Annotated in this window: 23 protein-coding genes; 11 read left to right on the forward strand and 12 right to left on the reverse strand. The window is 59.9% G+C overall.

Annotated elements, in window-relative coordinates; all coding sequences use genetic code 11:
* Positions 1-13: 13 nt before the first annotated feature.
* A complete protein-coding gene (locus tag QPL96_RS12360; RefSeq protein ID WP_303287674.1) occupies positions 14-1282 on the forward strand; it encodes an ammonium transporter in 1269 nt (422 codons plus the stop codon).
* Positions 1283-1344: 62 nt separating this feature from the next.
* Here QPL96_RS12360 and speE read toward each other — a convergent pair whose 3' ends face one another.
* On the reverse strand, positions 1345-2226 hold the full coding sequence (gene speE / locus QPL96_RS12365; RefSeq protein ID WP_303287675.1) for a polyamine aminopropyltransferase: 882 nt from the start codon (positions 2224-2226) through the stop codon (positions 1345-1347).
* Between the two features lie 211 nt (positions 2227-2437).
* On the opposite strand from speE, the gene speA reads away from it, so the two are divergent.
* The 5 genes from speA (at position 2438) to QPL96_RS12390 (ending at position 8553) form a co-directional block, all read left to right on the forward strand.
* The gene (gene speA, locus QPL96_RS12370; RefSeq protein WP_303287676.1) at positions 2438-4348 is read left to right on the forward strand and encodes a biosynthetic arginine decarboxylase; all 1911 of its coding nucleotides are present in this window, start codon (positions 2438-2440) and stop codon (positions 4346-4348) included.
* A 124-nt stretch (positions 4349-4472) separates the two neighbouring features.
* A complete protein-coding gene (locus QPL96_RS12375; protein WP_303287677.1) occupies positions 4473-5072 on the forward strand; it encodes a sigma-70 family RNA polymerase sigma factor in 600 nt (199 codons plus the stop codon).
* Positions 5069-5707, forward strand: coding sequence for a ChrR family anti-sigma-E factor (locus QPL96_RS12380; protein WP_303287678.1), 639 nt, complete (start codon positions 5069-5071; stop codon positions 5705-5707). Before QPL96_RS12375 ends, QPL96_RS12380 begins: the two co-directional genes overlap by 4 nt.
* Before the next feature lie 158 nt (positions 5708-5865).
* Entirely contained in the window at positions 5866-6657 is a 792-nt protein-coding gene (gene tcdA / locus QPL96_RS12385) for a tRNA cyclic N6-threonylcarbamoyladenosine(37) synthase TcdA (protein ID WP_303287679.1), read from the forward strand.
* 21 nt (positions 6658-6678) lie between these two features.
* Positions 6679-8553 carry a sodium:proton antiporter gene (locus QPL96_RS12390; RefSeq protein ID WP_303287680.1) on the forward strand — a complete coding sequence of 625 codons (1875 nt, stop codon included), beginning with the start codon at positions 6679-6681 and terminating at the stop codon, positions 8551-8553.
* Positions 8554-8562: 9 nt separating this feature from the next.
* Here the strand turns inward: QPL96_RS12390 and QPL96_RS12395 are convergent, their stop codons facing one another.
* The 3 genes from QPL96_RS12395 to QPL96_RS12405 form a co-directional block, all read right to left on the reverse strand.
* Entirely contained in the window at positions 8563-9546 is a 984-nt protein-coding gene (locus QPL96_RS12395) for an NADP-dependent oxidoreductase (protein WP_303287681.1), read from the reverse strand.
* A 135-nt stretch (positions 9547-9681) separates the two neighbouring features.
* Entirely contained in the window at positions 9682-10767 is a 1086-nt protein-coding gene (locus tag QPL96_RS12400) for an SMP-30/gluconolactonase/LRE family protein (RefSeq protein WP_303287682.1), read from the reverse strand.
* Between the two features lie 103 nt (positions 10768-10870).
* Positions 10871-11668 (reverse strand): alpha/beta fold hydrolase, encoded by a 798-nt coding sequence (locus QPL96_RS12405; RefSeq protein WP_303287683.1) that lies wholly within the window; start codon positions 11666-11668, stop codon positions 10871-10873.
* A gap of 398 nt (positions 11669-12066) precedes the next feature.
* On the opposite strand from QPL96_RS12405, the gene QPL96_RS12410 reads away from it, so the two are divergent.
* The 3 genes from QPL96_RS12410 (at position 12067) to QPL96_RS12420 (ending at position 15351) form a co-directional block, all read left to right on the forward strand.
* Positions 12067-13149 (forward strand): AraC family transcriptional regulator, encoded by a 1083-nt coding sequence (locus QPL96_RS12410; RefSeq protein WP_303287684.1) that lies wholly within the window; start codon positions 12067-12069, stop codon positions 13147-13149.
* On the forward strand, positions 13149-14579 hold the full coding sequence (gene cls / locus QPL96_RS12415; protein WP_303287737.1) for a cardiolipin synthase: 1431 nt from the start codon (positions 13149-13151) through the stop codon (positions 14577-14579). Before QPL96_RS12410 ends, cls begins: the two co-directional genes overlap by 1 nt.
* Positions 14580-14664: 85 nt before the next feature.
* Entirely contained in the window at positions 14665-15351 is a 687-nt protein-coding gene (locus tag QPL96_RS12420; protein WP_303287685.1) for a GntR family transcriptional regulator, read from the forward strand.
* 37 nt (positions 15352-15388) lie between these two features.
* Here the strand turns inward: QPL96_RS12420 and QPL96_RS12425 are convergent, their stop codons facing one another.
* Positions 15389-15973 carry a hypothetical protein gene (locus QPL96_RS12425; protein WP_303287686.1) on the reverse strand — a complete coding sequence of 195 codons (585 nt, stop codon included), beginning with the start codon at positions 15971-15973 and terminating at the stop codon, positions 15389-15391.
* Positions 15974-16190: 217 nt separating this feature from the next.
* Between QPL96_RS12425 and QPL96_RS12430 the strand changes: the two genes are divergently transcribed.
* Entirely contained in the window at positions 16191-16556 is a 366-nt protein-coding gene (locus tag QPL96_RS12430) for a hypothetical protein (protein WP_303287687.1), read from the forward strand.
* A gap of 17 nt (positions 16557-16573) precedes the next feature.
* Here QPL96_RS12430 and QPL96_RS12435 read toward each other — a convergent pair whose 3' ends face one another.
* Positions 16574-19372, reverse strand: a complete 2799-nt coding sequence (locus tag QPL96_RS12435; protein ID WP_303287688.1) for a transporter substrate-binding domain-containing protein — start codon at positions 19370-19372, stop codon at positions 16574-16576.
* A gap of 96 nt (positions 19373-19468) precedes the next feature.
* On the opposite strand from QPL96_RS12435, the gene QPL96_RS12440 reads away from it, so the two are divergent.
* Positions 19469-19702, forward strand: a complete 234-nt coding sequence (locus tag QPL96_RS12440; protein WP_303287689.1) for a DUF2789 domain-containing protein — start codon at positions 19469-19471, stop codon at positions 19700-19702.
* Here QPL96_RS12440 and QPL96_RS12445 read toward each other — a convergent pair.
* Genes QPL96_RS12445 through QPL96_RS12470 form a run of 6 tightly spaced genes read right to left on the reverse strand, consistent with a single transcriptional unit; the run spans position 19699 to position 25352 of the window.
* Positions 19699-21174 (reverse strand): GGDEF domain-containing protein, encoded by a 1476-nt coding sequence (locus QPL96_RS12445; RefSeq protein ID WP_303287690.1) that lies wholly within the window; start codon positions 21172-21174, stop codon positions 19699-19701. The genes QPL96_RS12440 and QPL96_RS12445 overlap by 4 nt on opposite strands.
* Before the next feature lie 59 nt (positions 21175-21233).
* Positions 21234-22175, reverse strand: a complete 942-nt coding sequence (xerC, locus tag QPL96_RS12450; protein WP_303287738.1) for a tyrosine recombinase XerC — start codon at positions 22173-22175, stop codon at positions 21234-21236.
* Between the two features lie 28 nt (positions 22176-22203).
* On the reverse strand, positions 22204-22950 hold the full coding sequence (locus QPL96_RS12455) for a DUF484 family protein (RefSeq protein WP_303287691.1): 747 nt from the start codon (positions 22948-22950) through the stop codon (positions 22204-22206).
* Between the two features lie 16 nt (positions 22951-22966).
* The gene (gene dapF / locus QPL96_RS12460; protein WP_303287692.1) at positions 22967-23884 is read right to left on the reverse strand and encodes a diaminopimelate epimerase; all 918 of its coding nucleotides are present in this window, start codon (positions 23882-23884) and stop codon (positions 22967-22969) included.
* 14 nt (positions 23885-23898) lie between these two features.
* On the reverse strand, positions 23899-25149 hold the full coding sequence (lysA, locus tag QPL96_RS12465) for a diaminopimelate decarboxylase (protein WP_303287693.1): 1251 nt from the start codon (positions 25147-25149) through the stop codon (positions 23899-23901).
* A 41-nt stretch (positions 25150-25190) separates the two neighbouring features.
* Positions 25191-25352, reverse strand: a complete 162-nt coding sequence (locus tag QPL96_RS12470) for a lipoprotein (protein ID WP_303287694.1) — start codon at positions 25350-25352, stop codon at positions 25191-25193.
* Positions 25353-25361: the final 9 nt, after the last annotated feature.

Genomic DNA, 25361 nt, shown 5'->3' on the forward strand with positions numbered 1-25361 from the left:
CGGAGGGCTTCATATGGAAAGCAATCTTTTTCACCTGCAGTATGCTATAGACACCTTTTACTTCCTGGTGTGCGGTGCATTGGTTATGTGGATGGCAGCGGGCTTCGCCATGCTGGAATCTGGCCTGGTGCGTGCCAAGAACACCACGGAAATCCTGACCAAGAACGTGGCTTTGTTTGCCATCGCCAGCATCATGTACCTGGTCAGTGGCTATGCCATCATGTACGGCGGTAACATTTTCCTTTCCGGGATCGCGGACGTTGACACCGCCGCTGTTCTGGGTGACTTCGCCAGCCGGGAAGACGGCTTCGAGGGTGGCTCCATCTACTCCGGCGCGTCTGACTTCTTCTTCCAGGTTGTGTTCGTTGCAACGGCTATGTCTATCGTCTCCGGCGCCGTGGCCGAGCGCATGAAGCTCTGGGCCTTCCTGGTCTTTGCTGTGTTCATGACCGGCTTCATCTACCCGATGGAAGGTGCCTGGACCTGGGGCGGCGCTTCGGTGTTCGGCATGTATACCCTGGGCGACCTCGGCTTCAGTGACTTTGCCGGTTCCGGTATCGTTCATATGGCTGGTGCGGCCGCAGCTCTGGCAGGCGTTCTGCTGCTGGGTGCCCGTAAAGGCAAATACGGCCCGAACGGCGAAATCCGCGCCTTCCCGGGTGCCAACCTGCCGCTTGCAACTCTCGGTACCTTCATTCTGTGGATGGGCTGGTTCGGCTTCAACGGCGGTTCGGTTCTCAAGCTGGGCGACATCGCCAGCGCCAACTCCGTGGCCATGGTGTTCCTGAACACCAATACCGCCGCGGCCGGCGGTGCAATTGCCGCCCTGATCACCGCCCGCCTGATGTTTGGCAAGGCTGACCTGACCATGCTGCTGAACGGCGCGCTGGCTGGCCTGGTGGTTATCACGGCTGAACCATCCACTCCGAGCGCCCTGACTGCGACCCTTTTCGGTGCCTTCGGCGGCATCCTGGTGGTCCTGAGCATCGTGACCATGGACAAGCTGCGCATCGACGACCCGGTGGGCGCCATCTCGGTTCACGGTACCTGTGGCTTGCTGGGCCTGCTGCTGGTTCCGGTCACTAACGGCGACGTCAGCTTCAGCGGCCAGATCATCGGCGCCATCACCATCTTCGTCTGGGTATTCGTTGCCAGCCTGATTGTCTGGGGTATTCTCAAGGCTGTCATGGGCATTCGGGTAAGCGAAGAGGACGAGTACGAAGGTGTGGATCTGTCCGAGTGTGGTATGGAAGCCTATCCGGAGTTTGTCAGCAGCAAATAATAATCGCTGGCAACATAAAAGCGAAGAGGGGTGCCATCTGGCGCCCCTCTTTTTTTGCCGGCTTAACCTTCCTCTGGCCTGATCTCATCCTCCAGCGCATCCACCATGAACTGGGGCATCGCCAAGGCCCCGTAGTGCACTCCGGCATTATAGTAGCGGGTCACGAACGGCCGGTTGTTGACATCGTCCTCGCGGAAATATTTTACCGGGTTCTCCTTGCTGGCCATGGTGCAACTCCACCAGCCGGTCGGATAGACCGGCTGCGGGAACGGCAGGGTCTGGAGGTGACGGAAGCCGGCCTTGCGCATGTCATTGTGGATGTCCTTGATGATGGTGTTGGTGTGCAGCAGAGGAGACTCACTCTGCTGCACAATAATGCCGCCCTCACGCAGCGCCAGCATGGCGTCACGGTAGAAATCCACGGCAAACAGGCCTTCCGCCGGGCCGACCGGATCCGTGCTGTCGATAATGATGAGGTCTACACTGCCCGGCGCCATGTCGCGGATCCACTGGATGCCATCACCAAAGAAAAAATTGGCGCGCGGGTCGCTGTTCGCCTCGCACAACTCCGGAAAATACTTCTCTGACAGGCGGGTAACCCGCTCATCAATTTCCACCTGCCAAGCCTCTTCCACACCCGGATGCCTGAGCACCTCCTTCAGGGTGCCGCAATCGCCGCCACCAACAATCACCACCTTTTTCGGGTCCCGATGGGTAAACAGGGCCGGGTGCGTCATCATCTCGTGGTACAGGAAATTATCCCGGGTGGTCAGCATCACGCAGCCATCCAGAACCATCAGGTTGCCGAAGGTCTCAGTTTCATAGATCTCAAGCTTCTGGAACGGCGTCTGCTCTTGGTGGAGCTTCTTTTTCACCTGCAGGGAGAACGCCGTTCCCTGGTCCTGGAACACCTCGGTAAACCAGCCATCATTGAGTACTGTCATCTCTTGCCTCCCGCTGTGGCCCTTGGGCTGTGTTGAAAGGGCATATTGTAGGGGTGCCCCACCCTGAGCTAAAGGGATAATCGTTATTACCGGACAGATAATTTCCGCACCCGGTTCTTTTAGGCGGGGATGGGAATCCCTACAATGGCGGCCATAGGCCGGCCCCTGACCGAACAGCCGCCGGCTCCGGTTTCCTGACAGGATAGCAAGCATGAGCGAAGCCAGCGCGACCCCGGCCCACAAGGTTTATAACATTGCCCACTGGAGTGATGGCTACATCGGCGTCAACGCCGGGGGCCAGGTAATGATCCGGCCGGACCGCGGCCACACCGCGGCTCAGATCAATCTGCCGCAGCTGACCCACACACTGACCGAATCCGGGCTCCAGCTTCCGGTTCTCATCCGCTTTGTCGATATCCTGCATGATCGGGTCAATAAACTGTGCAATGCCTTCAACAAGGTGGCGAACGAGCAGGCGTACCGGGGCCGCTACACAGCAGTTTACCCCATCAAGGTGAACCAGCAGCGGCGGGTGGTTGAAGAACTTCTGGCTGCGGAGCCTGCCGCCTCGAAGGGACAGATCGGCCTTGAGGCAGGCAGCAAGCCCGAGCTGATGGCGGTGCTGGCGATGTCCCGGCAACCGGGCTCGGTGATTGTCTGCAACGGTTACAAGGACCGGGAATACATTCGCCTGGCCCTGATTGGCCAGGCCCTGGGCCACCGGGTATTTATTGTGGTGGAGAAACAATCGGAGCTGCCGCTGATTCTGGAGGAAGCCAACAACCTGGGCGTTGAACCGCTGATTGGCGTTCGGGCCCGGTTGGCGACCATTGGCAAAGGCAACTGGCAGAATACCGGTGGTGAAAAATCCAAGTTCGGCCTGTCCGCCAGCCAGGTGCTTGATGTGGTAAACACCCTGCGCGCGGCTGATGCGCTGGGTGCCCTGCAACTGCTGCATTTCCATCTCGGCTCCCAGATTGCCAATATCCGGGACATCCAGACCGGCTTGCGGGAGTGTGCCCGGTTTTACAGTGAGCTACGCCAGATGGGCGCCCCGATCGGCACGGTCGATATCGGCGGTGGCCTGGGCGTCGATTATGAGGGTACCCGCTCCCGCAGCAGCTGTTCCATGAATTACAGCGTTTATGAATACGCCTACAACGTGGTGCATATTCTGCAAGCGGAGTGCGACCGCCAAGGCATTCCCCACCCGGATCTGATCAGCGAATCCGGGCGCGCCCTCACTGCCCATCACTCGGTACTGGTGACCAACGTGATTGATCGCGAAGCGCCGGAAAATCGCGCCCCGAAGCAGCCGGAACCTGGGGCACCGGCCCCGCTGCACGATCTCTGGCGCGATCTGGAGAGCCTGGAAGAGACCAACTCCCCACGCTCACTGGCAGAGATCTACCACGATGTGCTGCATGCCATGGCGGATGTTCATGCCCAGTTTGCCCACGGCCTGCTTTCATTGCAGGAGCGGGCAGAGGCTGAAACGCTGTATACCCGCTGCTGCCGCCTGCTGCGAAACCAACTGGACAGCAGCAACCGGGCCCACCGGGAAATCATCGACGAGCTCAACGAAAAACTGGCCGAAAAGCTGTTCGTGAATTTCTCCCTGTTCCAGTCACTGCCGGATGTCTGGGGCATTGACCAGATTTTCCCGGTCATGCCGGTCAACGGCCTGAATCGCCCGCTGAATCGCCGCGCCGTGATCCAGGACATCACTTGTGATTCCGATGGCCGCATCGACCGGTACGTGGATGGCCAGGGCACGGAAACCACCCTGCCTTTGCCGGAAGACCAGCCCGGAGAGCCTCTCCTCATGGGCTTTTTCATGACCGGGGCCTATCAGGAAATCCTCGGAGACATGCACAACCTGTTCGGCGACACCCATTCCGTGGATGTCCGCCTGACAACGGAGGGCGGGTACGAGATCGGTGCGCCCATCACCGGAGATACCGTGGCGAAGGTCCTTCGTTACGTCAACTTTGAACCGGACGCCCTGCTGGAAGCGTATCGGCGACAGTTCACGGCGTCCGGGCTGACACCGGAAACCCAGTCGGCACTGCTGGCAGAGCTCTCTTCCGGGCTGGAGGGCTACACCTATCTGGAAGAATAATTTACCGGTCAGTTGATCCGCGCCTCAGACAGATCCGTAAATCCTAAGACTGACAAACCCGGGGCGAGTGCATAGAATGATGACCAGAACAAGCTCAAATCACGCGACTGTCAAGGAGCGTCCGGTGACCACACTGGATCAGAAGCCAGCCAGTTCCGAGGGTCGCAAAGACCCCTGGAGCCAGTTGCTGCAGAAAGTGGGCAAGAACCAGGATCGCGAGGCGTATCATGCGCTATTCCAGCATTTTGGCCCGCAGATCAAGTACTACGCCATGGCCAACGGTCTGGCAAGTCACGCGGAAGAACTGGTCCAGGAAGTGTTCGTGTCTATCTGGAGGCGGTCCTGCCTCTATGACTGGCGCAAAGCGGCTGCGTCCACGTGGATCTTCACGATTGCCCGGAACCAGCGCATTGATATGTTGAGAAAGATGCAGCGTACCAGTGCCGAGATGCCGGTTGAAACCGAAGACCTCTGGCAAATCCCTGGCGAAAACGAGAATGAGCCAGTCACCTCGCTGCACCGTTTGATGTCGGAGCGGCGGATTCGCGAATCCCTGAGCCATCTTCCGGAAGAACAGACCACGGTGATTGCCAAGGTTTACATGGAAAACAAGTCTCACCGGATGGTGGCCGATGAGTTGAACATTCCCCTTGGCACCGTGAAAAGCCGGGTACGCCTGGCACTGAATAAACTGAAAGTAATTTTGCAGGACCAGAACGTATGACACGGCATCATCCCGACAGCCTGAGCCTAATGGAGTACAGCGCAGGCAACCTGAGCGAGCCCCATGCCCTTTGCATCCGGCTCCACCTGGATCAGTGCTCGCATTGCCGCAGTCGGGTAGACACCCTGGACAGTCTTGGCGCTGTGGTGATGGAACAGCAGCCAAAGGTGAGCCTCTCGGAAAGCATGTTCGACAGCATACTTGCAAAGATTGACAGCGCACCCAATGACCAACCGGCGATGCCACCAGCCCCAAGGATCGGTGTCCTTCAGAAGCTGCTAGGCAAAGACCTCAGCAGCCTGCCCTGGAAACGGCAACTGGGCGATGTCAGCGTGCTGGATATTACCGAACGGTTCCCCGGCCAGAAAGACCAGGTCGTTCTGCAGAAACTGGCGGCCGGCGGCAAGGCTCCGGCTCACACCCACCGGGGTGACGAAACGACCATCGTTCTGCAAGGCGCCTTTGCCGATCAGAAAGGCGTGTTCAACCAGTGGGACTTTGTCGTACTGACCGATCACGATGAACACAAACCCGTCGCGGTTGGCTGTGAAGACTGCATTACCTTGTCGGTGCTGAGCGCGCCAGTCAGACTGACAGGTACGTTTACCCGGATGCTGAACCCGTTTATCCGCTGAAGCAGTCCTGCCAGGCTCCCGGTAGGACTGGGTAGTTTTTGCAAGCCACGCTTCGCGTGGCTTTTTTCATGGTCGCTTTTTTGTCTGCGCCACCACTGGGTTACAATTGCGCTTTTTAGATTCCGTCCGGCTTCCAGCAGGACCAGCACGGGGACACCATGAACGCCAGCGATTACGCTTTCCGCTTTGGCGGCATTGAACGACTGTACGGACGCCAGGCTCTGGAGGCCTTTCGCCGCGCCCATATTACGGTAGTCGGGCTCGGTGGTGTCGGCTCCTGGGCCGCCGAGGCCCTGGCCCGAAGCGGCATTGGTACCATTACCCTGATTGACATGGACGATGTCTGTGTCTCCAACACCAACCGCCAGCTCCATGCCCTCGAAGGCCAGTACGGGCGGACCAAAACCGATGCCATGACTGATCGCCTCAGAGCCATCAATCCGGCGGCGGACATCCGTGCGCACTTCGGTTTCCTGACCACCAGGAACGTTGGTGAGCTGATCATGGCCGACATGACCGGTGTGGTCGATGCCATTGACAGCGTCAAGGCCAAGGCGGCCCTGATTGCCCACTGCCAGCGCCGGAAAATTCCACTGATCTGCGCCGGAGGTGCCGGCGGACAGGTCGACCCGACACAGATTCAGGTGGCCGATCTGAGTAAAACCACTCAGGATCCGTTGTTGGCCAAGGTGCGCAACCTGCTGCGCCGGGAATACGGTTTTTCCCGCAACCCGAAACGGCGCTTTGGCATTGAGGCCGTATACTCCCTCGAGCAGCTGACGTATCCTGCCGGAGACGGGGAAGTCTGCCGGCAGAAACCCGCCACTGACGGCCCGGTCCGGCTCGACTGCGCCTCCGGTTTTGGCGCCGCCAGCCCGGTGACTGCCAGCTTCGGATTCTTTGCAGCGTCCCGGCTGCTGAACCGCATTGCACGGCGCGCCAACCAATAACTCAACGGACCTGAAACCACTATGCCTGTCAGCACTGTCCTGCTTCTTGCCAGCATTGGCGTTCTCTCACTGTTCTGCCAGTGGCTCGCGTGGCGTGTCCGTATGCCGGCAATTGTTTTCCTGCTGGCGGGCGGCATCGCCGCGGGGCCGGTACTGGGGTTCCTGGTACCCGAGGCCGTGTTCGGCGACCTGCTGTTTCCGGTTATTTCACTGGCCGTCGCCATTATTCTGTTTGAAGGCAGCCTGACCCTGCGCTTTGCGGAAATACGCGGCCACGGCAAGATGGTCCGCAACCTGATTCCGGTGGGCTCCATGGTCACCTGCATCATCGGCACGCTGGCAGCACGCTGGGTACTCGACGTTTCCTGGGCCGTGGCCCTGCTTTTTGGCGCCATTTCGATTGTCACCGGCCCCACCGTGATCGCCCCCTTACTAAGATCCGTGCGGCCGGATTCAAAACTGGCCAACATCCTGCGCTGGGAAGGCATCATTATCGACCCCGTGGGCGCCCTGCTCGCGGTTCTGGTGTTCGAGGGCATTGTTTCCTGGGGCCAGGGCAATGTGTTCGGGCACTCCCTGGGTATTTTCGGCAAGACCCTGGCGGTAGGCTTCCTGATTGGCGCCGTAGCCGGCCACCTCAATGGCATGGTACTGCGCAAGCACTGGATCCCCCAATACCTTCATAATGCCGGCACCCTGACCTTCATGCTCGGCGTGTATGCCATTTCCAACGAACTGGCCTACGAGTCCGGCCTGCTGACAGTGACCGTAATGGGCATCTGGATGGCCAATATGAAGCGGGTGCCAATTGACAGTATCCTCGAATTCAAGGAATCCCTCAGTGTTCTGCTGATCTCGGCATTGTTCATCATTCTGGCGGCACGGGTGGAGTTTGCCGCCATCGCCGAGCTCGGCTGGGGCCTGGTGGTAGTGCTGGCGCTACTGATGCTGGTCGCCCGCCCCCTGAGCATCTTCCTTGCGGCCATCGGCACCAACCTGAACTGTCGGGAGAAGCTTTTCCTCAGCTGGATTGCCCCCCGGGGCATTGTTGCTGCGGCGGTTTCTGCCCTGTTCGCCTTCCAGCTTCAGGAGCTCGGCTATGAGAGCGCCGGCGCTCTGGTGCCGCTGACATTCATGCTGATTATTGCCACCGTCACCCTGCAAAGCATGACAGCAAGGCCGGTGGCTCGACTGCTGAAGGTCGCTGAGCCGGCGGAATACGGCTTCCTGATTCTCGGCGCCAACCCGGTGGCCCGGATGATAGGAAAGGCTCTGAAAAAATATGAGGTCCCGGTGACCCTGGCAGACACCAACTGGGAAAACGTTCGCCAGGCACGCATGGAAAACCTTCAGGCTTACTTCGGCAACCCGGTTTCAGAACACGCCTCCACACACCTGGATCTGACTGGAATTGGCAAGCTTCTGGTGATTTCCCCCTACAAGCACATGAACTCCCTGGCCATCTACCACTTCCTTGACTGGTTTGGAAACAAATGTGTATACAGCCTTGCCGAGGGTGACCAGGACCAGAAGGCCCGGCACCAGACCGCCGAAAAGATCCAGATGACACGGGGGCTCTTTGACGGCGTCAGCTACGCCAAACTGGCCAGCTTGGTAAGCCAGGGCTACACCATAAAGACCACCCAGCTGAGCGAGTCGTTCGACTACGAAAACTTCCTGAAGAAGTACCAGAACCAGGCCCTGGTACTGTTCACCTTCGACAGCAAGGAACACGTCGCCCCGGTTCGCAGTATGGAAGACCTGAAACCGGATGACGACTGGATCCTGATCAGCCTGGTGCCCCCGCAGGCAAGAAAAGAACGCAGGGAGAAAGATGGCGGGAAAGAAGCGGGCAAGGAACCATACGCCAGTAAAGAGCCTTCAACGGACGGCTGAGGGAGCGCCTCAGCGGCAGTCCAACACCAACTTGCCGCGCACATGCCCGCCTTCCAGAAGTTCGTGGGCCTGCGCAACCTCGTCCAGCGGGAAAGCCTTGTCAATGTGGACCTTCACGTCGCCATCTTCAATCAGCTCGGCAATCTCGTCCAGGTGAAAAACATCCGGGCGGACGGTCATGCCGTGGGCACGTAAGCCCAGCTCTTCCGCTGCGCTGATGATCTCATCGGCCGTGACCGTCGGAATTGTCACCAGAACGCCATGTTCGCCGAGGGTGTGCAAAGAACGCTTGCCAGCGTCGCCGCCCACCAGATCCAGCACCACATCCAGGCCATAGCATTCCTCGCCAATATCCGTGGTGCGGTAATCGATTACTTCATGGACCCCAAGTTCTGCGAGAAAATCCCGGTTGCCGGCAGAGGCCGTGGCAATCACGTGCGCACCCCGTTCCAGTGCAAATTGCACCGCAAAATGTCCCACGCCGCCAGCGCCCGCGTGGATCAGGATTTTCTGGCCAGCGTCCAGCTTGGCAACTTCAAACAGGGCCTGCCAGGCAGTCAGCGCCGCCAGCGGCAAAGCGCCGGCGGACACCAGATCCAGCTCCTCCGGCACGATAGCCAGTTCATCCGCCGCCGCCAACACGTATTCCGAGTAGCCGCCACCTCCGGCGGGAAAGCCAACCATGCCCATCACCCGGTCGCCCCGGGCCAGTGTAGTGACATCATCGCCAACAGCCACTACCTCGCCGGCGACATCGTATCCCGGTGTCCAGGGCAGGGAATTCTCGATCTGCCGGGCCGCAAAGCCCAGACCCTTACGGGTTTTCCAATCGATGGGGTTAAGCCCCGCACCATGCACCCGGACCAACACCTGCCCCGCCGCAGGCGCCGGCACACCGGATTGAACCACCCGCAGCACATCGCGTGCACCAAAGCGATCATAGACCACATGGCGCATCCTGGATTCGGCATTCTGATCAGCAGTCGTTTCCATGAGAATCTCCGGACAACAGGTTAAACAGGCTTGGCTTTGTTTCAGACTAGCAGAAGTAAAGCACAAAAGGGCTCAGCAAGCCCACAGCCCTGCCGGTCTTTTCGTGCCGCACCCAGGCAATATCCCGGTGAGGCATTACTGGTTATCCCCGAAGCCCGGAATGGCCTGAAACGCCAGCCGGCCAATGCGGTCATTGTGGAGTGAACCAAAGTACAGGTAATCACGGTGGGGATTCACCGAGGTGATCTCCTTCAGTTGCGTGCCCCGAGTGTCCTGGAGGCTGGTGATGACCTCGCCGTTTTGATCAAAAGCTATGACCAGGCCATACTCCTGGGGCGCCGGCTTCAGGCGGTCCGGCAGCTTGGCCACCAGATCCTTGAGCCAGGGGTACCGGTGCAGGGTGTCCACCTGGGAATTGCGCAGGGTAGGAAACGCGACCCAGTAGCGGCCCTTATCATCCACCGCCAGATTGTCGGGGAAACCCGGCAGGTTGTCTGCAAATACTTCCGCCTGCCCGGCCCTGGGGCCGCGGATCCAGTAACGCAGGATGCGGTATTTCCAGGTCTCATTAACCAGCACGGAATTGCCGTCGGGAGATACGGCGACGCCATTGGCAAAGTACAGGTTGCCCAGCAGAACCTCGGCCTTGCCGGTTTTCCGGGAATAGCGCAGCAATCGGCCGTGGGGCCGCATCTCAAGCAGGTCCAGCCGGTAATCCGGCTGCTCGAAGCGGGAACTGGCATCGGTGAAGTATATACGGCCGTCATCGGCAATATCGACGTCATCCGTGAACCGGAATGGGGTACCCCCGGCTTCCCTGGCCAGTACCGTAATCTCACCATCGGCGCTAATGGATAGCAGGCCTTTCCAGGCATCCGCCACGATCAGGTTGCCCTGGCGGTCAAACACCATACCCAAAGGCCGGCCACCGGTCGACAGCCAGTTTTCCACCCGGCCACCCGGGAACACCCGAACGATAAACCCGTCCTGGGTTCCGGTGTACAGCACACCATCGGGGCCGACTGTGGTGTCTTCAGGGCCGTAAACCTGCCCCCGGGCCAACAGATCGGCAAGCCGCAAACGCTCGTTCGGCGCCAAGGGTCCTGTCAGGGGCGGCGGGGCGGGAGGATTCCAGGCCTTGCTGTCGACGGGTGAGGGCGTCAGCAGGAAACTGCCAAGCAGCAGGAAAACAACCAACAACCCCCCCATCAGCCATTTCATACATTCTGCCCGCCCGTTGTTATGTACATTCCGTGGATCAGCGATCACCTAACCTTAGCAGACAGGCCGGTGAGCATGAAAATGCCGGTTTTCGGGGTGCCGCTCAGCTATCGGCGCTGAGGAAACGGAGGCACAACGCCGCGAAGGTATCGGCTTTTTCGGCGTGCAGCCAGTGCCCCGTGTCCTGGATAATCCGTAACTGAGCCTGGGGGAACAGGCGCTGGATATCGCCCCGGTGCTTGTCCTGGATATAGGCGGAATCCGAACCCTTGAGAAACAGCACCGGGCCGGTGAACGGCCCCTCGCCCTCCGGTGCCCTGGCGAGCTTCTCGTAACAGGCATCTATGACCGGCAGATTCAGGCGCCAGCGAAACACGGCGCCCCCCTTTTCCTGCTGTTCCCGGGGAATACGCTCAAGGTTTTTCAACAGGAATTGCCGGACGCCCGGGGTGTCAACAAACCCGGCCATCAGCTTGTCTGCGTCCTGACGGGAGCGCACACCGTTCAGGTCGATGCCATTCAGGCCCTCCAGGATAGCGTCGTGGTGGGGCTTGTAGCTCACTGGCGCAATATCGGCCACGATCAGTTTATCCACCCGCTCCGGCGCCTGAAGGGCAACCTGCATCGCTACCTTGCCGCCCATGGAGTGGCCCAGAAGACTGGCCTTTGCGATCCCCCGGGCGTCCATGTAGGCAATCACGTCCTCAGCCATCGCCGGATAATCCATGGCTCCAGTGTGAGGAGAGCCACCATGATTGCGCTCGTCCAGTGCGTGGACCTGCCATTGATCCTCAAGGCGCCGGGCGATACCACCAAGGTTTTCCAGGGATCCGAACAAACCGTGTAACAGGATCAGCGGCGGGCCTTCGCCGGTAATGCGGTGATTCAGCGCAACACTCATGGGCAGTCAGTCTCCGGATAGCTCTGCATTCTCGAAACAAATACATTACCACTGCCAGCCTCGCGAGCAAGTGCCGGTATTGGCGGTTATTTTCTGAAGGCGAAAAAAAGCCGGGCAAAGCCCGGCATCCAGATCATAGACGTTACGCCTGAAAGATCAGCAATAAAAGATGCTGTTCAGGTACTCGGCCAGCTCAACCACGTTTTTACGCTCAAGCTCGGTATGGGGTACGAAAATCTGCTGTTCCATAAAACACCTCCCGATTGTCTTTCCATTGCTTCAACCCGTTGAGTTGATGCTATCGTTAAACACAGGAGTACCCGTTGACAGGCGGTTGCATCCACTTGACATTCTGTATCAGCACTCATGACAGGTCATTAACGGTCAGGCCAGACATTGTGACATCAGCTCAGCCAGACACCACAGACGCACCGCGGGTCGCGGCGTCCAGCACCCTCGCCCTGGCGCACTACCTTGAACGCCAGGGCGTGCTGAACCCGTCCCGTGTTGAACAACTCACCGGTCTGGCCATGTCGGAACTCACGGATCCGGACCGGCGGGTACCGGCCGATGCTCATTACCGCCTGTGGGAACATGCCGAACGGGTAACAGGCGACCCGGGCGTCGGGCTCCATGCCGGGCAGGTGGTGGACCCGGAACGAATGGGGCTGGTGGGGCACGTGTTTTTCAATTGCGACACCCTGGGAGAAGCGGTTACCCAATACGTGCGCCTGCACCGGCTGATCAATGAATCCGTGCTCCTGAGCTTCGAACAGACCGGAGACCAGGCTATTCTGTGCTGGCAGCCGGACGTGGCCGAGCACTACTGCCGGCAGGATATGGACCGGACACTGGCCGCTGTCATCACCCGGACCCGGCACTTCATCCATCCAGGCATCCGCGCCGATTGGGCGGAAATTGCCCATCCGGCCCCGGCTTATGCCAATGAGTACGAGAAGCTTCTTGGCGGCCCGGTCCGGTTTGACTGTGGCATAACCCGGCTGGCCTTCAGCAGCCGGCACCTGGGACACCCGATTCCGCGCCGCAATCCTTATGTCTATTCGGCGGTGCTGAAACAGGTCAACGCGCTGCTGGCCAGGCTGCAGACCCGCCGCTCGTTCGGCCGCAGGATTCGCCGTTTGATTTCAAGGCAGATGGCGACTGAAAAAATCGACGCCGATACCCTGGCGCACCAGTGCCACATAAGCCGCCAGACCCTGTACCGGAAACTGAAAAAAGAAGGCCTCAGCTTCCACGGCCTGGTGGAGCAGGTTCGCCAGGACAAGGCCCTGCGCTATGTTGCCGCTGACCACTACGCCCTCGGCGAAATTGCCTTTTTACTCGGATTCTCCGAACTCAGCGCGTTCAGCCGGGCGTTCAAGCGCTGGACCGGCACGTCCCCGGCGGAGTACCGCGCCAGGCATCTCGCACCACCCGGAACAGTCGACCAGGCGCCGGCTGACACTAGCGGAGAACGATGATGGGAGAGCTGTCGCTGGTTGCCATCGCATTAGGCGCCATCTATCTTGGCGCGCTGGCGTGCATCTACCGCATACTTCTGACCTACCGCACCACCCAGGGCGCTATCGCCTGGATCATTGGGCTTCTCGGCCTGCCTTATCTCGCCGTACCCATGTTCGTGCTGTTCGGGCGATACCGGTTCGGCGGCTACGTCAAGGCCCGCCGGCTGGGCGACGAATCCCTGACTGATCTGCTCAACCGGTTTGAACAACAGACCACGTCCATCCCGACACCCACCGGTGACCGGTCCAGTGAAGAGCTTAAGGTATTGTGCAGGCTGGGTCGCCAGCCGTTTACCAACGGCAACCGATGCACACTGTTGCGGGACGGGGAAGCCACCTTCGAGGCTCTGTTTGAAGCCATGGAGGACGCTACGCGCTATATCCTCCTTGAGTTTTATATTGTCCGCTCGGACCGGGTCGGGCGACGGATCAAGTCCATCCTTGAGCGCAAACTGGCCCAGGGTGTGGAAGTCTGGTTCCTGTACGACGACATCGGCAGCGTCTGGCTGCCACGCACCTATCTGCACCAGCTCGCCGCAGCGGGGGCCCGGATCGCGTCGTTCGGCAAGGGCAATATTCGCAGACGGCGTCTCCAGATCAATTTCCGGAACCATCGAAAGCTGCTGGTCTGCGACGGCAGGATCGGATTTGTCGGCGGCATTAACCTCGGGGATGAATATCTGGGCACTGCCATGGATCAGGAACCCTGGCGCGACACCCACTGCCGTGTCGAGGGGCCGGCGGTCACCGGTCTTCAACTGGCCTGGCTGGAGGACTGGAACTGGGCCAGTAGCGATTTTCCGAGCCTTGACTGGGCCCCGGTGGAGAACCGGGCTGGCGACGACGAGGTACTGATGTTGCCAACCGGGCCTGCGGACACCTGGGAAACCTGCACTCTGTTTTTCCTCAACTGCATCAATAACGCCCGCACCCGGCTATGGATTGCCTCGCCCTATTTTGTCCCGGACTTCCAGATCATGAATGCCCTTCAGCTGGCGGCACTGAGGGGCGTGGATGTACGAATCCTTATTCCGGAAAAATCCGACAGCCGCCTGATCGGGTTAGCGGCTTACTCCTATCTGGTCCAGGCCTGCAAGAACGGCATAGCCATCTACCGCTACCAGCCGGGTTTCATGCACCAGAAAGTGATTCTGGTGGATGACCGCTACGCCGCGGTCGGAACCGCCAACATGGACAACCGTTCCATGCGCCTCAACTTCGAAATTACCGCCATTACCACAGCGCGCCATTTTGTCCGAAGCGTTGAGTCCATGCTGGAGGAGGATCTGGACAGCTCACGCCTGATGGCCGAAGGCGATTACCAGGATCGCTCCATCCTGTTCCGCCTGGGCTGCCGGGCGGTCCGGCTGCTGGCGCCCCTGCTCTGAGCTTCCGTGGCTACTGGCTCCGCCATGCCGGAATGTGCGAATATGCCAGTACAAATCAGCCAGTATGCAGTAGCGACCGATCATCATGAACGTGTTCAAACCCAGAGAAACATTGACCGAGCAGGTTGCCCGCCACATAGAGAACCTCATTGCCTTTGGTCAGCTCCGGTCCGGAGAACGGATCTACGAAGGCACCATGGCCAGGGAGATGGACGTCAGCCACGGCTCGATACGAGAGGGGCTCCTGTTGCTGGAGAAACGGCACCTGGTCCGTAATGTTCCCCGCAAAGGCGCGTTTGTCACGCCGCTGGACGACTACTTCGTTCGCAGCCTCTATGAGACACTGGAACTTTACCTTACGCACACCGGGCGCAAGCTGGTCCGCAACTGGCAACCGGATGATATGGCCCGGCTCGAATCTCTGTATGACCAGATGAAAGCCTGCTTCGAAAAGAACGATCTGATGGCCTTTCTGGAACTGGGCATCGAATACACCAAGGCATCGCTGGCCTACGCCGATAACTATTTTATTGTCTCCGCCATTGACGATCTCTGGCCATCGGCGAAGCGTTGCGCCTTCGTCGCCTTCCAGCAGGGTGGCAATCAGGTGCTGGAAGACAACCTCGCCCACATGCAGGAGTCCATCAGCGCCATCAAGGACCGGGATGAGGAGTGTCTGGCAGGCATTCTGCACCGTTATGCCCTGCAGCAATGCCATCAGGTCCTGGACGCGATTGGCAATACCAGCGGCAAGCCAGACACGGTGTTATGACCTGCCTCGCCCGAGGTTCCGCAAACTCACCGTCGCATCATTTTCTGTCAGAGGCGTCGTCGTCCGCCAGCGACAGGTGGGACACATCCGGCACCACCGGCGGAGGAAGGTTACGCTCAACGCCAAGATCACTGCCGGCCGGCGCCAGGCTCCATTCGTCCAGATGCTGGAACATCGGTGGCTCTACCTCCGATGGCTCCGCCAGCGTTTCTCCAACCGGGGCCAGGCTCAGGCCGGAGCCAGAGAGAATGTCGTCTACCTTTTCACCCGCCACCGGCAGACGGTCGCCAGGCTCGGTTTGAGGAGCCGCACCCCTCTTCTGTGCAACAGGGGCAGGCGCTGCCGGCGGCTTCGGCTGAGGACTGGCGGCGGCGGGACTGGCGGCGGCGGGCCGGGCGTCGGCCATGGGCTGAACGTATGCAACCATGCCGTGTTTTTTCAGCACAGCGCGGTACTTTTCGGCCTGCACCTCTTCCAGCCGGTTGCGAATAACCACCGACTGGCCGCTGAACATACGGTCGACCTGCTCGAGCGAAGCCTTGAACAAGGTGCGGGCATTGTTGCGCGCAGCTTCCAGATCCGTTCCGGGAACGCATTCCCCTTTAAAGACAAGCTGAAACATGCGTCTTCCTCTTGGCGTCTGTCTTTCTCACATCATAGTTGATCGCATGGCGCTCCGGGAGTCCGCGAAGCCTGCTGCCCCTGTATCCAGACTGCAAACAATTGAAAAATCCATTCACACATCACGCAAATTGCGACAGATTCTGCAATAATTAATGGTAACCAAAATTTACAATCAGTTACATTCTGAACGGAACATCACCAGGGAGTGGTCTCCAATGACGATCACACAATCACTTCGCATCGCCGCCGTAACCTTTTTATTGTCGGCACCGTTTGCCCATGGTGAAAACCTGGACGTACTGTTGAGCCAGGTTTTCCCACAGGCACAGGCAACCTACATCGGCTATGAAAGCGTCGAGCGGGAGGATATCCCGGCCAGCGCCTCGGTAGAACGCAAATACCTGATTGTGGATTTTCGCCTGGCCTCCAGTCAGTTGGCCTCAGAGCAGCTCCAGGCCAGTGTTCACAAGGTCTGCATGGCGTTGCTGAAAGACCGCAAGCTGATCCGGCAACTGTCGGATTCCGGTTACGACATGGTATCAGTCGCCTTTGACCGCCGCTCCCAGTTTGACTGCCTGTAGCATCGCTGCCGGGTTGGTCAGTCATCTCGGCCCAGCAGTTTCGGAAAGGCCTCAAGCGCGCTGTTGACGGCGTCGAGGTTGAACGCCTCCACATCGGCAAGCAGTTTTTCCCCGTAACCCGTCACTGACCGGGACCGGAATCGCTGGCCCCAGGCCAGCACCCGCCGGGCAAAATGTTTCATCTGCTCCGGATCGCCGCTTTCCCTGACCGTTTTCCACTCGTCACCAAAGTCGGAAGCGAGCTGCTCTCTCAGCCAGCCCCGTTCCTGAATGCTGAGGGTCTGGGCCAGCAGCCAATCAGATTCTTTCGAGGCGCCTTCGCCTTCCGCCTGTTCCACGGTCGCTTCAACCCGAGGCAAGGTCACGGTGAATACCGAGCCGGCGCCTGATTCACTCTCAACTTCCAGTTCTCCGCCCATCATCCGGGCCAGCTTTCGGCTGATGGCCAGGCCGAGGCCAGTACCCCCATAGCGCCGGGTGTTCTGGCCCTCCTGCTGTTCAAAGGCATCAAAAATCCGCTCAAGCTGATCCCGAGGGATACCAATACCGGTATCCCTGACGGTCACCACCAGCTTGTAAAGCTGACGTTCCGGACTTCCGGAGCCCGGGCTGCCCTTTTCCCGGACCTTCAGAGGCTTCGCTGCGGCGCGGACAGTAACGCCACCCTCATGGGTGAATTTGATGGCATTGCCTACCAGGTTGAACAGAACTTGTCTCAGTCGGGTTTCGTCCAGCATCATGGCCGCCGGTATCCTGGAATCAACACTCACCTCCAGGGTGATGCCCTGTTCGCGGGCCCGGAGATCAAAAATATGGCGAACATCGTCGAGCAGTCGCCGCACCGACACGGCAGAATAGTCCAGACGCATTTTCCCCGCTTCAATGCGGGACAGATCCAGAATGTCGTTAATCAGCATTAACAGACTGCGGCTACCAGCCCGGATGGCGTCCAGATAATTTCGCTGCCGGGGATCCGTCACCGTGTTGCTGAGCAGATCACTGTAGCCGATCACGGCGTTCATCGGTGTCCGTATTTCGTGGGACATGTTTGCCAGGAACTCACTTTTCGCGAGGCTGGCGGCCTCTGCCTCCCGGGCGAGACGCTCGGCTTCAAGCTTGGCCGCCCGCAACTCGTCCTCGCTGCGGCGAAGGGCATTTTCAGAACGGATCCGTTCATCCACTTCCCGGGACAGCTTCCGATTCCAGTACAAGAAAATCAGAACAACAACGATGGCAATGAGCACCACCCGGCGCACCACGGTGTAATCGGTTTCCTGTTCAATATCAAGGTGAATCCAGCGATTGTAGATGGACTCCGTCTCGCTTGCATCGAGGCTGCCCAGAGCCTTGTTCAGCACCCGCTGCAGCTCCGGACTGTCCTTCCGGACCGCCAGTCTCAGATCGTACTGGTAGGGGGTGATACTGGTGATTCTGAGGTTCGACAACCCCAGCCGGGCAACGGTGTAGCTGACCGCCGGGATGTGAGTAACCATAACGTCCAGATCCCCATTGGAGAGTGCCAGAAGTCCTTCCTCTACGGTGGTCACGGGGTAAAGGTCCAGATTCGGGTGGTTGATCAGCAGGTAGTCATGGGCCGCCTGCCGGTTCACCACTCCCACCCGTTCATTGCGAAGCTCCCGGAGATCGCCGATAAAGCGCCCGTCATCCCGGATGGCAAGGACTATGGGCACGGTCAGGTAGGCCCGGGTGAACAGAAAGTCGTCTTCGGTACGCGGCGTCCGGGACAATCCAGGAAGTATGTCCACCTCGCCGGACCGGAGCTGGTCTTCGGCCTCCACCCGGCTCCCGACCACCGTACGGATGAACCGGGTGTTCAATCGCTCTTCGAGGCGGGTCAGCAGATCCGGAACCAGGCCAGTGGGCCGGCCATCCTGGGAATATTCAAACGGCGGCCAGTCCGAGCGAAAGGCCACCTTGAGATCGGGGTGCCGCTTAAGCCAGTCATGGTCGGAAGCAGATAGCTCGGTCCCGGTTCGCTCCAGCACAGGCTGCCCCGATTGCAGCCAGGACTGGCGGATCCCCCGATGCTCGTTGTAGCTGATCGCCGAAACGGCCTTGTTCAGTACCTGAAAAAGACGATCATTTCCGGCGTCCACCTGCAACACCACATCCACCGGATTGTCGTCCAGCAAATCCGATAAACCGATGCCGCTCACCATTGCCGACTGCAGGTAATCTGAAACCACAGGCACCGGTGCCAGAAATGCATCGGACTTGCCGGAAAGGACCAGCCCCACGGCTTCGCTGACATTGGCCGCCGGAACCGGTGTGAACGCCTCCACCCGGTCGAGCATGGGGTATTGATTCGGGTCGCCGTCGATGACAGCAATCCGGCTGCCCTCCAGATCCGCCAGAGTTCGGATGGCGGCGTCGCCGGCACTGACAAACAGACCGTAGGTCAGGGACATCAGCGGGTCGGTGAACCGTTTCCCCGGCACCACTGGCATGCCCGGCATCCGGGTGGTCAGAATGGCATCGGTCTCGGACTCGCGCTGAACCGGGCCACGGTCTTTCTCCGACGGAAGGACCACGGGCTCGATGGCCACATCCAGCTTTTCCGATAACCGGGCCAGATAATCGATATAGACTCCCGCCAGAGCACCTTCGCCCGTATCAAAAGCCAGTGGAACCTCAGCACTACGCAGACCTATCCGGAAGCGTTCCTGCTCCGCCAGCCAGGTCAGTTCCTTCAGACCGAGCACCGGCGCCGGCGACGTTTGCGGCGGGTCCGCCCATACCGGGGATTGAAACAGTGCCAGCAGGCAGCACAGTAGAAGAGGAGGGGTAACCTTCACTGGAATTCCTCAAGGGTTCCGCTACATTTGAGGGAACAATACCTGCAATCGCCGGCGATTTCATTCAGGCGGACCGCCAACAGGAGACGAGTGGACATGGACACCAGCAAACACGACCTCAGCACTTTATTCGAGCAGCTTGGCCTTGCCTCCGATACCGAGAGCATCGAGGATTTTGTCGCCAGGTACTCTCCCCTGCCAAGCGAGGTTGCGATCCAGGATGCCCCTTTCTGGTCAGAGAGCCAGTCTCATTTCCTGGAAGAAGGATTGGAGGAAGACAGTGACTGGGCAGAGATTATCGATGAACTGGATGCCCGGATGCGCCACTAGAACTCGGCGCCCTCACTGATAATAACCCGATCACGGCCCGCGTCCTTGGCCTGGTAAAGGGCGCGGTCGGCCCGATCAAACACCGATTCTTCAGTGTCGCCCGGAACAAAACCCGCCAAGCCGGCAGAAAAGGTAACGGTTACCGGCTCGCCCCGGAAATGAAATGGCAGCTTGCCGACATACTCCCGCACCTTGTCAACAACGGTACGGGCGTCGGCGGGCCCGGTTTCCGGAAACAGCACCACAAACTCCTCGCCCCCGAAGCGAGCCACGAAATCGGTGGTACGCAGCCGCTCCCTGAATTCCCTGGCAACCAGCTGAAGCACCCTGTCCCCGGCCTTGTGGCCGTATGAGTCATTGATTCGCTTGAAAAGGTCGATATCGAGAACGCCGACGGTCAGTGGATGACGGTAACGCTGCCAGCGGTTGCATTCGAAAGACAGCCGCTCCTGCCAGGCTTCCCGGTTGGGCAGCTCCGTGAGCAAATCGGTCATGGCTCGCAGACGCTCCTTGCGAACCTGCTCCTGCATCTGCTCTGAATACGCCTCCATGGCGGCCACTTTCTCCTGCATCGCCTCCAGTTGCTCGGAAAGCACCTGCTCACGCTCTGACTCCAGGGTGCGGAACCGGCCAACTGCCTGAACAATGCTTTCCAGATGGCCACTGACAGACTGTTTGAGGTCCTGGAGGTTGTCGCTGGCCTGCAAACGCAGCCCAACCTGCTCGATTTCCTCGCGGATCTCCCGGTCAAGATGCTCTGACGCATCAAGGCGACCGGTCTGGGCCGAGGACTGGACCGAGAAATGTTCCCGCAGGATCTCGAGTCGCTCATCCAAACGTTTGAGGAAGGCCTCAAACTCACGCTTGCTCCGGGTAACCGCGGCAATGACCAGTTCCGCGACATGATTCAGGCCTTCCCGCAACTCATTCCAGTCGTTACTTGCCAGCAGGGATCGCTGAAGGGCCCGGGCCCGGGCCTCGGCGGTGGATTCCAGCGAGACCTGAGCAAGCATCTGGCCCAGCAGCTGACCAACCCGGCGGGCAATACGCAGCCGTTGGGCATTGTCTTCAATATCCTGGTCATTGCCCGGTACATTAATAGCTTCTGAGGCGACTTCATGCTCTGGTTGGGGCTCCGGCCCGTTTTCTGGCTCTGGCTCCCGCTCTTTGCGCGAAAAAAACGAACGCTTCATGTTACCGGAGGCCTGGCGTTCATCCAGCAGGGCTACCTGGCGGTCAATCTGATTCTGCAGTTCCTTCCAGGCATCCACATCCACCCTGCTTTTCCGGAGGTCCTTGCGGATGCGGACCAGCAAGCGGTCAAGCTCCGGAGTCTGGCCCTCGGATGCGAGGCTGGTACGCACCAGCATCCGCTCAAGGGTATTCCGCTCCGCCTTCCATTGCTTTTCCCGGTTATCTGCGGATTCGAGTTCCTGAAGGTATTTCTCCTTCCAGGAAAGATCGGATGCCATGAAGCACTCCCGTTTACGCTGGCCGTACCGTTACTGAGTGAAAGGGACCGGTATGACGGTCACTGACCTGAGCTGTTTTCGTCCTTGCTCCTGCCATGATACTTATCCCGGCGGGCCCTGGGGTGACTCTGGTCATAAACCCGGGCCAAATGCTGAAAATCAAGATGAGTATAGACCTGGGTTGTGGCAATGTCGGCGTGCCCCAGCAGTTCCTGAACGGCGCGAAGGTCTCCACTGGATTCAAGCATGTGGCTGGCAAAGGAATGCCGCAGAAGATGGGGATGAAGTTTCTGGTCAGCCCCCCTGGTGATCCCCCAACGACTCAGCCGGGCCTGGATGCTCCGGTGGCTGAGCCGCCCACCACGCCGGCTGACAAACAGGGCGCCTTCAGCCTCATGGGCCAGCCCCGCCCTCTGAGGCAGCCAGGCCCGGATCGCTTCCACCGCTTTTTTCCCGACTGGCAACAGCCGCTCTTTACCACCCTTGCCGACTACCCGAACCTCGCCACTTCGCAGGTCAACGGTTTCCAGATCCAGGTTTGCCAGTTCCGCCAGCCGCAATCCGGAGGAATACATCAGCTCAAACATACACAGATCACGGACTTCGAGGGGGTCATCCGGCGGGCTGTCCAGAAGCTGACTCAGCTGGTCGACGTCGGCCACCCGGGGCAGGCGCCGGCCACCCTTCGGCGCGCGGGTGCCCAGGGCCGGGTTGTCGGGTGCCAGCTTTTCCCTGAGCAGAAACTGGAAAAAACGACGGGTTGCCGAAAGGTGCCGGGCAATACTGCGGCCCGAGAGGCCTTCCCGGCTGAGAGTCGCCACATAGCGGCGAAGATCATGGTTGGTAACCCGCCGCCACGAAGGAACCCCGCCGCCAGCCAGCCACCGGGCAAGGCGCAGGAGGTCCCGCTGATAGCTGTCACAGGTTCTGGGTGAATGCCGCTTCTCCGACGCCAGATGCCGGATGAAACCGGTTAATGGCCCGCACAGCTCATCGGGCACATCCGACGCCGCCGGAATCTCTGACACCTCAGCGCGACTCCGTCGCCATATCGGTAACCGGGGCAGCCATGGTGTGGCGCTGAACCATGGGCGGCAGCAGCCGGCTCAGGGTGTCGCTGATGTAGCTGAGAAACAGCGAGCCCATGCTCTGGTCAAAATAACCGGGCTGACAGCTGCCAACGGCAAACACGCCCACCAGTTCATCATGACGCAAGGGCACCAGGGCGACAGAAGCAATCGCCTCTTCCCGGTCCGGAAACAGGAACTCCCGTTCACTCTCGCGGAACTGGCCGCACACCGCCCGTTCGCCTTCAAGCAGACTGCCCAGTCGTTCTCGAGCCACGGACGGACTCACCACATGAAGAGCCCCCTGGGAGGCCTCCGGCAGCTCGGCTTCGGTAAACAGCAGCACCGAGGCCGCGTCGAGGCCGAAATCGCCACGGATACTGTCATCGATGGCTGAAGCCATATCGTTGAGGGTCCGCGCTTCAATCACCTGCATCAACAGGCGCTTGCTCTTTTCAAACAGGCGATCATTGTGGCGGGCAATGGACACCAGTTCCACCAGCTCCCTGCGCAGCGTGTCCCGCTGCTCGCGGAACAGGTGCACCTGGCGTTCGACCAGGGAAATGGCGCGACCGCTGTCGTGGGGCAGGGTCAGACTGCGCAGCAGCTCGTCCTGGTCGACAAAGAAATCGGGGTTGGCTCGTAAGTACTCCGCCACCTCTTTCCGGGTGAGGTCACCGGCCTTCTGGCGGGCCGCTTGTTCTGTCATGGTGAACTCCTGGCTGTCAGGATCGTTGTTTGTGGGGGCGGCCACTGCCCTTTCGGCGGCGGCTGCCAGAATCACCCGGCAGCCTTAACTGGCCTTCAAATACGCTGGTTGCAGGCCCTTCCATCATAACAGGGGTCCCGTCACCCTGCCATTCAATGACCAGTTTGCCGCCGCGCAACTCCACTTCAACCCGATGATCCAGCAGGCCACGCAAACAGCCAGCGACAACAGCGGCACAGGCTCCGCTGCCGCAGGCCAGGGTTTCGCCGGCGCCTCGTTCGAACACCCGGAGGCGGGCGTGACTGCGATCCAGTATCTGCAGGAAGCCGATGTTGGCCCGGGCCGGGAAGCGGGGGTGCCGCTCCAGCTTCGGCCCCAGGGTGTCCACAGGCGCTGTGTCTACGTCCGCCACCACCAGCACGCCGTGGGGATTGCCCATGGACACAGCGCTGAGTTCGACGGTTTGGCCGTCCACATCCACGGTGTAGACGTCCTTGCGACGGTCTGCGGCAAACGGAATGGCCGGCGGGTTCAGCTCGGGCACCCCCATATTGACCATGACCATGCCATCCCGGCCAACGCGAAGTTCGATCACACCCTTGGCGGTCTGGACCCGTATCACCTTTTTATTGGTCAGGTGCTGATCCCGGACAAACCGGGCGAAACAACGGGCGCCATTGCCGCACTGCTCCACCTCGGAACCGTCCGCGTTGAAGATGCGGTAGCGGAAATCCACGTCGGGCAAGCCCGGCGGCTCCACCACCAGCAACTGGTCAAACCCGATACCGAAATTCCGGTTGGCCAGATCCCGGATCGTGTCCGGGCGCAGCCGGAACGGCTGGCTGATGGCATCCACAACCATGAAATCGTTACCCAGCCCGTGCATCTTGGTGAACCGAATTAAGGGGCCCTGGCTCCGGCGCTGCTGACTCATCTCCTCGCCTCCGCTCATTCCGGAAGGCAGCTCTCGGGCGCGAGCTGGTCTTCAAGGGTTTCGCGGCGCCGGACCACATGCACCTGCTCGCCATCGACCATCAGTTCCGGGGGACGATTGCGGGTGTTGTAGTTGGAACTCATGACAAAGCCGTAGGCACCAGCAGAGCGAACCGCCAGCAGGTCGCCAGCCTGGAGACGCAGATGACGGTCCTTGCCCAGGAAGTCTCCGGTTTCACAGACCGGACCGACCAGATCCCAGGCTTTCTGCTCGCCGCCCTGATGCGGCCTGACCGGAATGATCGCCTGCCAGGCACCGTAAAGGGCCGGGCGGATCAGGTCGTTCATGGCCGTATCAATGATGGCAAAGTTCCGGTGCCCGGTGCACTTCAGGAACTCGACCCGGGTCACCAGGATGCCGGCATTGGCGGCAATGGAACGGCCCGGTTCGAGAATCAGCTCCAGCTTCCGGTCACCCAGACGCTCCGCCAGCGCCCGGACATAATCCGACGGCTGCGGTGGCTGCTCCTGATTGTAGGTAACGCCCAGACCGCCCCCCATATCCAGGTGATGGATGTGAATACCCCGGTCGGCCAGGGTGTCGATCAGGGCCAGCACCCGGTCCAGCGCATCCAGAAACGGGGAGACGGTGGTGAGCTGGGAGCCAATATGGCAGTCCACGCCCTTGATCTCCAGGTTTGGCAGGCTCGCAGCGCGGGTGTACACGTTCGGCGCTTCGGCGATGTCGATTCCGAATTTGTTCTCTTTCAGACCCGTGGAAATGTAGGGATGGGTACCGGCGTCAACATCCGGGTTCACCCGCAGGGAAACCGGTGCCTTGGCGCCAAGCTCGCCGGCGACAGCGTTCAGCCGGTCCAGCTCGGTATCGGATTCAACGTTGAAACAGCGCACACCCACCTCAAGCGCGCGCTTCATTTCCCATTCCTGCTTGCCAACGCCTGAAAACACCACCTTTGCCGGGTCTCCGCCGGCCCGCAGTACCCGCTCCAGCTCGCCCGCCGAGACAATATCGAAACCGGCACCGAGCCGGGCCAGAACATTGAGCACCGCCAGATTGCTGTTGGCTTTGACGGCATAACACACCAGGTGCGGGTGATCCCGCAGGGCATCGTCATAGGCCCGGTAATGACGCTCAAGCGTTGCCCGGGAGTAGACGTAGGCCGGCGTACCAAAGTGATCGGCGATGGCAGAGACAGCCACATCCTCGGCGTACAGCTCGCCGTCGCGATAGTTGAAATGATCCATGAGTTTCCTGATTCGTTGCGCGGGGTCAGGAGGCCTGAGCGTCAGTCTCGGTCTGCTTTCCGGTCCTGCGGTTGCCCGGCAGAGCCCGTCCCGGAAGCCCTCGAAGCGTCCTGGCTGTCACGGTACAGCGGTCCTTTCTGGCCGCAACCGTTCACCACCAACGCCAGCAACAGCACCATGATCGGCAGAGTCCACGCACGCATACCTGCTAC

Origin of the sequence: Marinobacter sp. SS8-8 (genome assembly GCF_030540945.1) — a bacterium.
Taxonomy (GTDB): Bacteria; Pseudomonadota; Gammaproteobacteria; order Pseudomonadales; family Oleiphilaceae; genus Marinobacter.

Excerpts from the sequence above, each read along its gene's own strand:
- QPL96_RS12430 (WP_303287687.1), top strand. The coding sequence starts at position 16,191 with ATGACGATCACACAATCACTTCGCATCGCCGCCGTAACCTTTTTATTG.
- QPL96_RS12440 (WP_303287689.1), top strand. The coding sequence starts at position 19,469 with ATGGACACCAGCAAACACGACCTCAGCACTTTATTCGAGCAGCTTGGC.
- speA (WP_303287676.1), top strand. The coding sequence starts at position 2,438 with ATGAGCGAAGCCAGCGCGACCCCGGCCCACAAGGTTTATAACATTGCC.
- lysA (WP_303287693.1), bottom strand. The coding sequence starts at position 25,149 with ATGGATCATTTCAACTATCGCGACGGCGAGCTGTACGCCGAGGATGTG.
- QPL96_RS12425 (WP_303287686.1), bottom strand. The coding sequence starts at position 15,973 with ATGTTTCAGCTTGTCTTTAAAGGGGAATGCGTTCCCGGAACGGATCTG.
- QPL96_RS12400 (WP_303287682.1), bottom strand. The coding sequence starts at position 10,767 with ATGAAATGGCTGATGGGGGGGTTGTTGGTTGTTTTCCTGCTGCTTGGC.
- cls (WP_303287737.1), top strand. The coding sequence starts at position 13,149 with ATGGGAGAGCTGTCGCTGGTTGCCATCGCATTAGGCGCCATCTATCTT.
- QPL96_RS12445 (WP_303287690.1), bottom strand. The coding sequence starts at position 21,174 with ATGGCATCCGATCTTTCCTGGAAGGAGAAATACCTTCAGGAACTCGAA.
- QPL96_RS12405 (WP_303287683.1), bottom strand. The coding sequence starts at position 11,668 with ATGAGTGTTGCGCTGAATCACCGCATTACCGGCGAAGGCCCGCCGCTG.
- dapF (WP_303287692.1), bottom strand. The coding sequence starts at position 23,884 with ATGAGTCAGCAGCGCCGGAGCCAGGGCCCCTTAATTCGGTTCACCAAG.
- tcdA (WP_303287679.1), top strand. The coding sequence starts at position 5,866 with ATGAACGCCAGCGATTACGCTTTCCGCTTTGGCGGCATTGAACGACTG.
- QPL96_RS12390 (WP_303287680.1), top strand. The coding sequence starts at position 6,679 with ATGCCTGTCAGCACTGTCCTGCTTCTTGCCAGCATTGGCGTTCTCTCA.
- QPL96_RS12380 (WP_303287678.1), top strand. The coding sequence starts at position 5,069 with ATGACACGGCATCATCCCGACAGCCTGAGCCTAATGGAGTACAGCGCA.
- QPL96_RS12420 (WP_303287685.1), top strand. The coding sequence starts at position 14,665 with ATGAACGTGTTCAAACCCAGAGAAACATTGACCGAGCAGGTTGCCCGC.
- QPL96_RS12360 (WP_303287674.1), top strand. The coding sequence starts at position 14 with ATGGAAAGCAATCTTTTTCACCTGCAGTATGCTATAGACACCTTTTAC.
- QPL96_RS12470 (WP_303287694.1), bottom strand. The coding sequence starts at position 25,352 with ATGCGTGCGTGGACTCTGCCGATCATGGTGCTGTTGCTGGCGTTGGTG.
- speE (WP_303287675.1), bottom strand. The coding sequence starts at position 2,226 with ATGACAGTACTCAATGATGGCTGGTTTACCGAGGTGTTCCAGGACCAG.
- QPL96_RS12455 (WP_303287691.1), bottom strand. The coding sequence starts at position 22,950 with ATGACAGAACAAGCGGCCCGCCAGAAGGCCGGTGACCTCACCCGGAAA.
- QPL96_RS12395 (WP_303287681.1), bottom strand. The coding sequence starts at position 9,546 with ATGGAAACGACTGCTGATCAGAATGCCGAATCCAGGATGCGCCATGTG.